Source organism: Gelidibacter mesophilus DSM 14095, assembly GCF_000423005.1.
Taxonomy (GTDB): domain Bacteria; phylum Bacteroidota; class Bacteroidia; order Flavobacteriales; family Flavobacteriaceae; genus Gelidibacter; species Gelidibacter mesophilus.
In genome coordinates this window covers 24,327-36,249 of the sequence record NZ_AUHD01000020.1, presented here as the reverse complement: position 1 = coordinate 36,249, position 11,923 = coordinate 24,327, and the positions used below count along the sequence as shown (strand labels likewise).

General features: G+C 35.7%; 10 protein-coding genes and 1 pseudogene. All 11 read right to left on the bottom strand.

Annotation, left to right across the window (positions count from 1 at the left end; translation table 11 throughout):
- Positions 1-162: 162 nt before the first annotated feature.
- Positions 163-1,467 carry a cryptochrome/photolyase family protein gene (locus G525_RS0116655; RefSeq protein ID WP_027127162.1) on the bottom strand — a complete coding sequence of 435 codons (1,305 nt, stop codon included), beginning with the start codon at positions 1,465-1,467 and terminating at the stop codon, positions 163-165.
- A gap of 118 nt (positions 1,468-1,585) precedes the next feature.
- Entirely contained in the window at positions 1,586-2,068 is a 483-nt protein-coding gene (locus tag G525_RS0116650; RefSeq protein ID WP_027127161.1) for an SRPBCC family protein, read from the bottom strand.
- A gap of 28 nt (positions 2,069-2,096) precedes the next feature.
- Positions 2,097-2,558: a TspO/MBR family protein gene (locus tag G525_RS0116645; RefSeq protein WP_027127160.1), complete on the bottom strand. Its 462-nt coding sequence runs from the start codon at positions 2,556-2,558 to the stop codon at positions 2,097-2,099.
- Between the two features lie 240 nt (positions 2,559-2,798).
- Complete coding sequence (locus G525_RS0116640; RefSeq protein WP_027127159.1) at positions 2,799-3,278, bottom strand: glutathione peroxidase; 480 nt, start codon at positions 3,276-3,278, stop codon at positions 2,799-2,801.
- A gap of 58 nt (positions 3,279-3,336) precedes the next feature.
- A pseudogene (locus tag G525_RS21305) lies at positions 3,337-4,019 on the bottom strand (SDR family NAD(P)-dependent oxidoreductase).
- A 130-nt stretch (positions 4,020-4,149) separates the two neighbouring features.
- The gene (locus G525_RS0116630) at positions 4,150-4,374 is read right to left on the bottom strand and encodes a hypothetical protein (protein WP_027127158.1); all 225 of its coding nucleotides are present in this window, start codon (positions 4,372-4,374) and stop codon (positions 4,150-4,152) included.
- A 4-nt stretch (positions 4,375-4,378) separates the two neighbouring features.
- Complete coding sequence (gene folE / locus G525_RS0116625; RefSeq protein WP_027127157.1) at positions 4,379-5,077, bottom strand: GTP cyclohydrolase I FolE; 699 nt, start codon at positions 5,075-5,077, stop codon at positions 4,379-4,381.
- A gap of 172 nt (positions 5,078-5,249) precedes the next feature.
- On the bottom strand, positions 5,250-5,675 hold the full coding sequence (locus G525_RS0116620) for a hypothetical protein (RefSeq protein ID WP_027127156.1): 426 nt from the start codon (positions 5,673-5,675) through the stop codon (positions 5,250-5,252).
- A gap of 411 nt (positions 5,676-6,086) precedes the next feature.
- Complete coding sequence (locus G525_RS0116615; RefSeq protein ID WP_027127155.1) at positions 6,087-7,514, bottom strand: SDR family oxidoreductase; 1,428 nt, start codon at positions 7,512-7,514, stop codon at positions 6,087-6,089.
- Between the two features lie 175 nt (positions 7,515-7,689).
- Positions 7,690-8,088: a response regulator gene (locus tag G525_RS0116610; RefSeq protein WP_027127154.1), complete on the bottom strand. Its 399-nt coding sequence runs from the start codon at positions 8,086-8,088 to the stop codon at positions 7,690-7,692.
- Positions 8,075-11,881 (bottom strand): PAS domain S-box protein, encoded by a 3,807-nt coding sequence (locus G525_RS0116605; RefSeq protein WP_027127153.1) that lies wholly within the window; start codon positions 11,879-11,881, stop codon positions 8,075-8,077. The genes G525_RS0116610 and G525_RS0116605 overlap by 14 nt, the downstream gene beginning before the upstream one ends.
- Positions 11,882-11,923 lie beyond the last annotated feature (42 nt).

Here is an 11,923-nt window from a genome sequence, read left to right as displayed (position 1 = left end):
CGACTGATCTCGTCTACGCTCTTTCCGTTGTCGAACTCCTTTAGGATCTTTGCGATCTGCTGTGGTGAAAATTTACTCTTTCTCATAATACTGTTTAAAATTAAGATAATTATTCTACTTTTAAACAGTTCGGTTTTAGGGGAAGCTTACAATATTATCGAATTAATCCAGTGCGTTTTTATAGACCTTCAGACAGCGTTCCCTGGCTTCTTTGTGATCCACCATTTTCTCGGCGTAGGTCAATTCTTGAAATTCCGGCACCCATTTCTTGATGTACTTTAAATCCTTGTCAAATTTTTCAATCTGTGTTGTTGGATTAAAAATCCTGAAATAGGGTGCAGCATCCACGCCAGTTCCCGCAACCCATTGCCAATTGCCAACATTGCTAGCCATCTCATAATCGTGCAGCTTTTCGGCAAAATAGGCCTCTCCCCATCGCCAATCTATTAAAAGGTGTTTGCATAAAAAACTGCCCACCAACATTCGCACCCGATTGTGCATAAAACCGGTTTCATTAAGTTGTCGCATTCCAGCATCCACTAAAGGGTAGCCAGTTTGTCCTTGACACCAAAGTTTGAATTCCGCTTCGTTATTGCGCCATTCAATGCGGTCATATTTCGGCTTAAAACTTTCACTTACGGTATTTGGAAAATGCCATAAAATTTGCGCAAAAAATTCGCGCCAGATAAGTTCCTGCCAAAATACTTCATTCTTTTCAGCAACGGCCTTTTTAATTATTTTACGGACGCTCACCGTTCCAAAGCGCAAGTGGGGCCCTAACCGGGATGTACTATCCTTTGCCGGAAAATTTCGAGTGTATTCGTAGTCCTGGATGAGCGTAGGGGTCACATCATAATTGGCTATTTTTTGCGACGATTTATTAAAACCGATATCTGATAAGCTCAAGTTTGGTAAGCGTGTGTTTTTAGCCAAATTATCGAGATAGGAATTCGTATAAAAAATTTCCAAATCAATAGTTTTAAATTTAGCTTTCCAAACCTTCATATATGGTGTATATACTAAATAGGGGTCGCCATCTTTTTTCACAACTTCGTCCTTTTCAAATATAAGGTGATCCTTAAAGGTTTTGAAAGGGATATTTTTTTCTGAAAGAAACGCTTTGATCTTACAATCCCGCTCTCGAGCATAAGGTTCATAATCATGGTTGGTATAAACTTCAGCAATCTCATAATCGGCAATAAGTTGCTTGTAGATGTCTAATGGTTTGCCATGGTATATTGCCAAACTACTGCCATGTTGATCTTGTAAAACCTGCCGCATGTTCTGAAGTGTTTCAAAAATAAAGCTCACTCTTGCATCGTCCTCTGGAAGATGATCCAAAATTTCTGTATCGAAAATAAAGAGAGGCAGTACGGGATGCTCTGCTCTTAAGGCTTGGTGAAATCCGATATTATCGTCCAATCTCAAATCACGACGGAACCAGAATATGGTAAGGGGTTGTTTCATGTTTTAGGGATTCAAGTTTTAAGTTTATCTAAGCAATATTTTGATATTGGCAATTCAAATCTCTATATTACAGACAGGTATGTGATTTTAAATTCAACTTCAATTGCCTTTGAAAAAGCTATCCTGCCGGAATTTTCTCGTTATAAACTCCAAAAAGGGCTTCTAATTTCTTGGTTCTAAAATCGAATATTTCTTCCAATTTGGGTTTTACAAGCAACGGATGCATCAATTGTCCTAAAATTCCAAAAGGAACTTTATAATCGATAATATCTTCCATTTCCACGCCACCGTCAATTGCTTTTATAAAATGTTTATGATGCCATAAGGCATACGGCCCAAAGCGCTGCTCATCCACAAAATAATGGTTGGTGACACTATGGGTAATTTCAGTGACCCATTTCGTTTTGATTCCAAAAACAGGCGTCACAATGTATTGAATGATTTGTCCCGCAAACATCGGACGATCAGCACCGGCTATAATATTGAAGCCCATGTAATCTGGAGTAATTGTCTTCAGATTTTTGGGATCTGAAAGAAAGTTCCATGCCGTTTCTAGACTTATTGGCAAGTTTTGCTTTTTATGAAGCGTGTATATTTTCATCATAGAGCCCACGAAAGTAGGTAGCTGTTTAGTTATAAATTAGAATGTATAAATTGAGTGAGGTCGCGATGCAAATCCAAATAAAATATGGAAGAATGAATAAGGTATAGCCTTTTATTACTTTTAAATATGTGACCAAAAACGCAGTAATAATTATGGTTAATGCAATTATTGTTCCCAAGCCGATAGCAATTAAATGCTGATTAAAAAAAACATAATTCCATGCGACATTTAAGATGAATTGTATGATAAAAAGCGTCAAGACCTTCTTTGTTGGGTGCTTAAGATAAAGAAAGGTCATGTAAAAAGAAAAACACAGCATGATGAAGGACCAAGCAGTTCCAAAAATCCAATTAGGTGGCGTCCATGGGGCTTGGTTCATAGAAGTGTACCAATCGCTGGTTGGTCCATTGCCCATTAATAAAACGCCCAGGCCTAAGGCCCCTAAATTGAAAACGAGAAAAATAAAAAAGAATTTAAGAAATTTCATGATACTATATGTTTGAATTCATAACCTCTAATGTATCCAAAATTTTTGTGCTTCAACATATTTTTCATCACTTTTAGACCAATCGGAGCCAGAAAGACGGTGCCATTTTTTCATCAAGGCTTCGTACTATAATTGTGGTTCTTTTTGATTCTGACCTGTTTATAAAAAAACCAAACATCGGTTGTAGTGTATTAAGTTTTCTAAATTTAATTTATTAAGGACTAAAAGAAATCCTAATTTTTATTTTAGATACTTTAAGATTTTCTTGCTTGTAGGACTAGTAATAGAATAATAATAATCAATGAGTTTGCCCTGATCATCGATAAGGTACTTTTGAAAATTCCATTTAACTTTGGAACTGGACACACCGTTTAATGCTTCCTCAGTGAGCCATTCAAAAAGCGGATGTTGGTTTTTGCCTTTCACATCAATTTTTTCGGTCATGAGAAAATCAACGCCGTAATTCACTTGGCAAAATTCTTCTATCTCAGCTGCGTCTCCTGGTTCTTGTCCTCCAAACTGATTGCAGGGTACACCAATAACTTGAAGATGTTTCTTGTGATTCTCATAGAGTGTCTGTAGCTCCTTATACTGAGGTGCAAACCCACATTTTGAAGCGACGTTGACAATCAGGATATGTTTTCCTTTAAAATTACTGAGATCAATAGGATCCTCTTTTAGATCATTTATCTTTAAATCATAAAAGCTTTTTAAATCCATAGGTTTTGGTTTTTGGAAATGGATAAGGTTGACTGAAACGTTTTAAAAGGATTTATAATTACATTTTAAAGCTGACAAGGCCATAGTCCAATTTAAAGATCTGTCCTGAAATGGAAGCTGATTTTTCAGACAATAAGAATTCCGCCATATCCGCCACTTCTTCTGGTTTTAAAAACTTTTTAAGAGGATGACGCTCAGTTATGCTGGCAATCATTTTTTCGTTTCTAAGCAATTTAGAAGCGAGATCAGTATCTGTAACGGTAGGAGCTATCGCATTGATACGCAAGGTGGTTGTCATTTCAGCACCCAACGATTTCACCAGCCCTTCCACTGCCGATTTTGAAGCTGCCACACTGGCGTGGAAAGGCATTCCTAACTTTGTAGCTACTGTACTAAATAAAAGGATGGCAGGTTGATGTCCTTTTTTTAGAACGTCCAAGTAAGTTTGAATGCTTTTAACGGCACCGATGACGTTGATTCGAAATCGGCTCTAAAATCGTCCAAACTTAATCTGGAAATAGGTTTTAAATTGAAGCTTCCAGGACAATAGACAAGTCCGTCTGCTTTTTCAATCGTCGGTAATGCATCTGCTAAAATATCACAGGAATAATGTGTAAGATTATCGTGTGCGTATTCAGGAGGTGTTCTGCTGATATTGATAACCGAGTGGTTAGGAAGTAATGTAAGAGCAATGGCTTTGCCAATGCCCTTACTTCCTCCAACAATAATTATAGTTTTCATTTTCTTGATGTTAAAAAATAGTGTTCTGTGTTTCCACCTTTAAAAGAAAATGAGTTAAGGCAATACTAATGAACGCAGCCTAGGCTGCAACACATGATAACGTACAATCCAAATTCATTATATTTTTCGCTTAAGCCACCAATGGTTTGCCATTAAGTCGTTTTTCTACCTTCCTTTTTATGACAGTCAAACGCTTCATGATGTCCATGATTTGTTCGTCTTTTTTGCGTTTATAAATTTCATTTAAGCCCAAAATCAATGATTTCGCCTTTCTTGAAATTTCAATTCTATCACTTGTAGAAAGTGACCTTAATTTTTGTTGTTCAAATTCGAGAGCTTCATTAATAATATCCATAATCTTAATCTTTTAAATAATTTTGTAACTCGGCTATTTTCTCTGGTGTGCCAAATTTTCCACCGTAATAGGAGGTAACCGTTGCAGAGCATTCATCTTTAATTCCTCGAGAGGAAACGCATAAATGCTTGGCATCAATAATTACGGCCACATCTTCTGTTTGTAAAATATGTTTTAATTCTTCTGCAATTTGGTTGGTCAATCGTTCCTGAACCTGCGGACGATTGGCGTAATACTGCACAATTCTATTTAATTTTGATAACCCTATCACCTTGCCGGATGAGATATAGGCCACATGGGCTTTTCCAATGATGGGAACAAAATGATGTTCACAATTTGAGTAAAGTGTCATGTTTTTTTCAACCAACATCTGATTGTATTGATATTTATTATCAAACAAAGTGATTTTTGGTTTATTAGCAGGATTCAAACCGGAAAAATTCTCCTCAATATACATTTTTGCGACACGCTCTGGAGTGCCTTTCAATGAATCATCAGCTAAATCTAAACCCATGACATCCATTATTTCTTCAAATAAACCAGCAATGCGAAGCTTCTTTTCTTGGTCAGTTAATACAAAAGCATCCGATTTTAAAGGTGTTTCCAATCCGGAAAAGAAATGGTCTTCTCCAAGTTCAATTGCACTGAGTCCTTTTTCATGGTGTTCAGTTGGGGCTGATTTTATTTGTTTTTCTTTAAACATTTAATTCTTTTAACTTAATCCTTAAAATGACATTAACACTTTGATAGCGTGATGTGTGTTATCTGTTTTTGTCTAGAACCTTTATACAGAACGCTTTGAGTTGTTCTTAACTTTTGATGTTCTGTGGCCCGTTCTTATTTCTATGATCCTATCAATTTATGGTCAGTGAACATCATGGTTGAAAATTATATTGGGCATCATATTTGATTTTTTCGTCCAGAAGCTTGGCAAAAAACGCTTTGTTTTCTTTGAAGGTCGTATTTCTTCTAAAGTGAATAAAAAGGCCTTGTGCATGGATACTACTGCCATCATTCTTGTAAATCACTAATTGATAAAATGGAATAGGCCATGTAAACGTTTGTAACCCCTTATTAATTCTAATCAGCAACCCCGAAGGTCGTAATTCTAAATTGGCGTAATTGACTGCAGAAACAGTGTTCAGATAGTGTTCTAAATTGGGACTGACCGCATCAATGATCATCCGTTTAGAACCAATCCCTTTCATTTTTATGGTTTGAATCAAACTATAGGATTTTCCCACTAAATCATTAATAAGTTTATCGTGCTTTTTATTGGTATATGTGGTGTCCAAAATCATGGTATAAATATAGGTAATCTAAACAAATGTTTATATTTTTACCCAAAACATTAAACAAACATTAACATATCTATGTTTGTTTTTTTCTTAAGGAAAAGATGATTTAGAAATTTGATTTGTGAATTCCTTAATTTTGGGATCTGCTTTTTGAAAAAATCAATATTATGATTAAAATCGTCAATAGGACTTACAGGATGGATAACCAAGGACAATCATTCTTGTTTTATAGATTCCGAATGTAGAATTGGGGAAACTAACTCCACCGTTCAATGTTCAAAATAGAATGTGACAATTGGGTTCATGGGTCCCGGTCATAAGTGCGCTTAAATAGTTTGAAGCATGAATCGACAATCTTTAATATGTGGTGCACTTCACAAAAATCAGATTTTTTCAGGGCTGCAGATGCGCAATTTATTCCACTTCCACCAACTTATTGATCATTCCATTAAAAATAAACCAGTGGAACGGCAATACGCTATACCAATACAAGCGTCCCGCCAATCCACGTGGTCTAAATGTTGCGGTTTGTTTGAGCAGGCCATCTTCTATTTTAAATTCCAACCATGCTTCGCCAGGAAGTTTCATTTCTGCATATAACAATAGCTTTCGTTCTTTTTTATCACTAAAGATTACCCGCCAAAAATCCAAAGCATCGCCGGCATTAATTTCGGAAACATGGGTTCTGCCGCGTCGTAGACCAATACCTCCAAAAAGCTTATCCAGATACCCTCGTATCTTCCATAAATAAGTGCCATAATACCAACCTGTTGATCCGCCAATAGACCAAATCCGGTTGATGGTGCGATCCATATCTTCAACTTTACGCTCTTTGTAATCCGTAAAGCAGCCGTATGTAGGGACATTTATATATTTATGAAAACTGTTTTTTAGACGTCCGCTGCTTACCATCGAATCTTTCCAGCTTGAAATGATACTGTTTTGTTCAATTTTTTCGAAAGCCAACCCTACAGCCGCTCTATAACTAATGGGATGCACATCGAGCAGTTCGTTAATATTACTTTTATTCCCTATAATCTCAACGCCCATACTTTCCACTAGGGAAGTAGCGAGCTTATAAGATGTGGAGGTCACAAAATAAAGCCAATAAGAGGACAGTTTTGGAGTCATAACTGGCACAGTCAAGATATAACGTTTTAATTCTCGAATGTCCGCAAACTGGAGCAGCATCTGCTTATACGTTAAAACTTCAGGACCAAAAACGTCATAGCTTTTATTGTAGACTTCTTCTCGGCCTTTCGCTTTTGATAAAAACGAAAGTACATCCCTGACTGCTAAAGGTTGGGTTTTGGTGTTCAGCCATTTAGGGGCAATCATCACTGGCAATTTCTCGACCAAGTCACGAATAATTTCGAAGGAAGAGCTTCCAGAACCCACAATAATTCCTGCCTTAAAAATGGTTAAGCCATAGTGCTCTGATTCCAATAACTCTTCGACATTCTTTCGGGATTGCAGATGTTTGGACAGATAGGCATCATTGGTGATGCCACTCAAATATATGACTTGTTTTACGTTTGTGGTTTGAAAGTACGTTCTAAAATTATCGGCACATTTGGCTTCCAATTGTTCAAAATCCTTTGAGGTATTGGACATGGAATGTATCAAATAATAGGCAACGTCAATCTCTTTTGGAATATTTTGAAGCGTTTCTGGTTTTAGAAAATCAGCTTCAACAACAGAAATATGCTCATCTTCAAGATAGGTTTTGTCAACCCTATATTTATCACGCAAAGCACATATCACATCATGACCTTCATTGATCAATATAGGAATCAGTCTTTTTCCTATATAGCCGGTAGAACCTGTAACGAGAATTTTCAAGTGTAGATTATTTTAAATTGAAGATACGAAATGTTTAACAAAACAGAGCTTATGTTAAACAAAAATAATCTAATTTGATTTAAAAATGCTCAAAATTTAATATATAAATGAAATCTGAAGAAACGAAATATATTTTTTATTGGATGAATGACAATAGGAGGTTGGGAATGAATTTCTATTTTTTTAACCCTTCCAAAAGCTCTTCAACTTTGGAGATAGAAAATGGCTTAATTATATATTGTCCGACCATTTTATAAGTTTTTGCTCTTTCAATATCCCGACTATCTACTGATGAGCTGACTATATATATTGGAATTTTTTCTGAATCAGGAACTTTTAGAAATTCATCCAAAAATTGCCATCCATCCATGATTGGCATATTGAGGTCCAACAAAATAACATCAGGCAGGTTGGTGTTTAACTTTAAATTTGGCAATAAATTATCAAAGGCATCTTTTCCATTTTTATAGACCAAAAAATTCAGCGAAGCCTGAACGGTTTCCATCATTTTTTTTGTTCCAAATCTAAAAATGGGATCATCGTCTATAATGCAAATTGTATTAATTTTCTTCATCCTTAAAATATATAGTGAAGGTACTGCCAATATTCGGTTTGCTTTCAACTTCAATGCTGCCTCCCATGGCTTCTATTTGATTTTTACTGATAAACAAACCAATACCTTTAGCTTTTTTGTGCTCATGGAAGGTCTTGTACATACCAAAAATCTTTGAGCCATGTTTCTCCAGATCAATTCCCAGACCATTGTCAGCAATACTTAAAAATGTCATTCCATTTTTTCTTCCGGCCTTCATCTTAATCTTTAAAAGTCGGTAGGGTGATTTGTATTTTATGGCGTTGGTAATCAGATTGTGCAAAATACTGTCCATATAGGACGAAACGGCATAGACCAGATAATCTTCATCAACATTAAAAGTCACTTCGCCATTAATTTCATTTAATGTAGCTCTGACACTTGCAATTGATTTATCAACCCGTTTTCTCAAATTGTGTGGCACAAGAGTTTCTTTCAGAAGGTTGTGGATTTCTACAATCTCACTTAAGTGCTGCACCGTTTCGTTCATGTTATTTGATGCTGACTTAATGTGCTCAAATAAATCATTATCGCAACCTTTTTTATTGTTTATTTCACTTAATTCTAATAGCATGGCCAAGTTTCCGGTATGAGATCGGAGATTGTGCGACACAATATGCGCATAATTTTGAAGTCTATTATTATGTTCTTTTAGACTTTCGGTCATAAGTTTTTTATCCGTAATATCGTTGACTTGCGTGACAAAATGCGTGGTTTCTCCAAGGTCATTTTTTACAGCTGATATGGATAAAATTGCCCAAATTAGACTTTTGTTTTTGTGAAAATAACGCTTTTCTTGCTGAAAACTTTCTCGCTCACCAGACAAAATTTGTTGTATGAAAGTTTTTGTGGCTTCAATATCATCCGGATGTGAAATAACATTTTTTTCAATATGTATTAATTCTTGCTCCGTATACCCAAATGTTTCGCACATACTCGGGTTGACCTTTACGACCTTCCCGGTTAAATCCATCATCCCCATCCCAATTGGTGCATGCCAAAAGGTTTGTCTAAATTCCTCTTCCCTAAGTAGAATCTCTAGCTGCGCCGTTTTGAATTCGTGAATATCCTGAACCAATCCATGTAACAATTTGCATGAGCCATTTTCAAATTCAGAAATCCCTATGATACGCATCCATCTCAACCCTGTTTCGGTTTTTAATTGAATTTCTAAATCGAAGTTAGTGCCATTTAAAAGAGCATCTTCAATAAAGGCGGTAAGATATTCTTGATTTTTTTTAGGCACATAGTTCATTATTGAATAACTGAAAGAAAGTGAGGTGGTATCTCTACTTCCTAGTAATCGACCTAGATTGACGCTCCAATAACAGTGTTTCGTTTCTGGATCCAACTCCCATGATCCAATCTTTGCAATTGTATTTGAGCGTTCTAAACTATCTTTATATTTATTTAAAAGGATTTGGTTGGTCTTTGATTCCGTGATATCGACCAATTGCGCCACCATATGCGTGAACTTCCCATAATCATTTTTAACGGCTGAAACCGAAACATTAGCCCAAATAGTATGGCCATTTTTATGTAAGAATCGTAAATCGTCGTTAAAATTTTGCGCTTTTCCGTTTATCAAATTCTCCATTAAATTAATATGAAGTTCTAGATCTTCGCTTAATGAGATACTTTTGATATTTATATGTTCCATTTCCTTCATACTGTAACCAAACAGATCACATAAACTTTGATTGACACTATCGGCCATCCCCTCAAAATTAATCAATGCCATTCCTGCCTTGGCATGGTTAAAAGTGGTTCGCCATTGCTCTTCTTTAGCCGCAAGAGCTAGCTGCACTTTTTTTATGTCATCAATATCCTGGATAAGACCATATAAGCGTTTGCACTGACCATCTGAGAACTCAGAAACGCCTATCATTCTTATCCATTTCTGTTTTTTTCTACCGTCAGGGTAAACGAGAATCTCGATATCAAAATTTGCGCCTTCCTTTAAAGCTTTATTAAAGACAGATTTTAAAACATCCTTTTGTGGTGTGTTTCCAGCGAAATATTCTATAGAATCGTTAAAATTAGGAACGAGATTGTCCCGAGTTTTCAAGATTTTACGCAAAGACGGACTCCATGTGACAGTATGATCGTGAATGTTAATTTCCCATGAACCAATTTTGGCCACATAATTGGAACGCTCCAATAAATCCTGATAATTGGTTAATAGCAGTTCATTTTTTTTACGATCTGTAATGTCTTGTATTTGGACGACAAAGTGGATGATTTCACCACTTTCGTTTTTAACGGCAGAAACGGATATCTGGGTCCAAATAATGGAGCCCTTCTTATGAATATAGCGCTTGTCCACTTTAAAGCTTTCGCGTTTACCGTCTAAAACCTCTCTAATATAACTATTTGATATACTTTTGTCCTCAAAATGTGAAAAGCGATTAAAATTGCTATTTAAAAGCTCCTTTTTAGAGTATCCAAGAATTTCATATAAATTTTTATTGACCTGTATGATATTTCCTTTAACATCTATGATGGCCATACCCACTGGTGCATGTGAGAAAGTACTATGAAAAAGTTCTTCCTTAAATGCAAGTTTTTTAGATGCTATTGTTTTGCAATGAATGTTTTGTAAAAATCCAAATAAACGCGTGCATTTTCCTTCATAATATTCTGAAACTCCAATGGCTCTGGTCCAAATATATTTATTGTTTTTGAGAACTGCTTCTACTTCTATATCGTAATTTTGTCCCTTTTCAATAGCATTTTGAACTGATTCAATGATTTTTTCGCGACTTTCTCCCTCTCTAAAATAGCTCACGGCCTCTTCAATTGATGGCTCGAAATCTGAAGAAACACCCAACATTTTTTTAATTTCTGCACTCCAGTAAACTTTGTTGCTATCTAAATGAATTTCCCAAACACCAATTTCTGCAACTTTGTTGACTTCTTCAAGAAGGTCTTTATATTTTTGTAATTGTAGTTCGCTGTTTTTGGTATCGGTAATTTCGTAAAGAATACCTTCTAGGGTCTGAGGTTCATTATTTCTAGTATAATGACTAACTTTTCCTATGGTTGCAACCCAAATCCAATTCCCGTTTCTATGCTTCATCCTACCTTCACCATTAAAACATGGTGATTTAGTCGCGATATGTTCTTCTATGAATTGTCGTGACTTTTTAACATCGTCAGGATGTGTAAGACTATGCCAATCATCAACAGTGAACCTATTAAGTTCCTCAACTGAATAACCAATGATATGAGCCAAACTCTCATCGCAAACTGACTTTCCGGTAATTAAATTCCTTTGCCATGTGCCTATTGAGCTGTGAGATAAAATTTCATGGGTACTCTTATGACGATCCAGTAACTCTAATTCTGCATTCTTTTTTATAGAGATATCCTTAAATGCAACAAAAATAAATTGATGTTTTTGTTCAAGATTAGATTTGGAATAAAACTGACATTGCATCCATAGAATTTCTCCAGATTTATGAATCATTCTTAAATCGTCATGAATCCCGATTTCGCCCTTATCGTTATAAGCAGATAAATGTTTTATAAATTTACTTCTGTCGTCTGGATGAAGGATTGTATCCCAATAAACTTCATGTTCGGGAGTGTAGCCCAACAACACTTTGAAGTTTTTACTAATGATAATTTTTCGAGGCTGTGATTTTTTGGAATACCAAACACCATCAAAAATGGTTGAATTGTATAAATCGAAAATTGCAGAATCAACTAGTGAAAATTCTGTAGTTTGGGGCTTAGAATTGATCAAATTAAATAGTAATTTGGTAGGTTTCAATGCTGTAAAGATATCTAATATAAGCTAGCTATCAATATAAAA

Bases quoted from the DNA above. Each gene is read 5' to 3' on its own strand.
- G525_RS0116655 (WP_027127162.1), bottom strand. From the start codon at position 1,467: ATGAAACAACCCCTTACCATATTCTGGTTCCGTCGTGATTTGAGATTG.
- G525_RS0116650 (WP_027127161.1), bottom strand. From the start codon at position 2,068: ATGAAAATATACACGCTTCATAAAAAGCAAAACTTGCCAATAAGTCTA.
- G525_RS0116645 (WP_027127160.1), bottom strand. From the start codon at position 2,558: ATGAAATTTCTTAAATTCTTTTTTATTTTTCTCGTTTTCAATTTAGGG.
- G525_RS0116640 (WP_027127159.1), bottom strand. From the start codon at position 3,278: ATGGATTTAAAAAGCTTTTATGATTTAAAGATAAATGATCTAAAAGAG.
- G525_RS0116630 (WP_027127158.1), bottom strand. From the start codon at position 4,374: ATGGATATTATTAATGAAGCTCTCGAATTTGAACAACAAAAATTAAGG.
- folE (WP_027127157.1), bottom strand. From the start codon at position 5,077: ATGTTTAAAGAAAAACAAATAAAATCAGCCCCAACTGAACACCATGAA.
- G525_RS0116620 (WP_027127156.1), bottom strand. From the start codon at position 5,675: ATGATTTTGGACACCACATATACCAATAAAAAGCACGATAAACTTATT.
- G525_RS0116610 (WP_027127154.1), bottom strand. From the start codon at position 8,088: ATGAAGAAAATTAATACAATTTGCATTATAGACGATGATCCCATTTTT.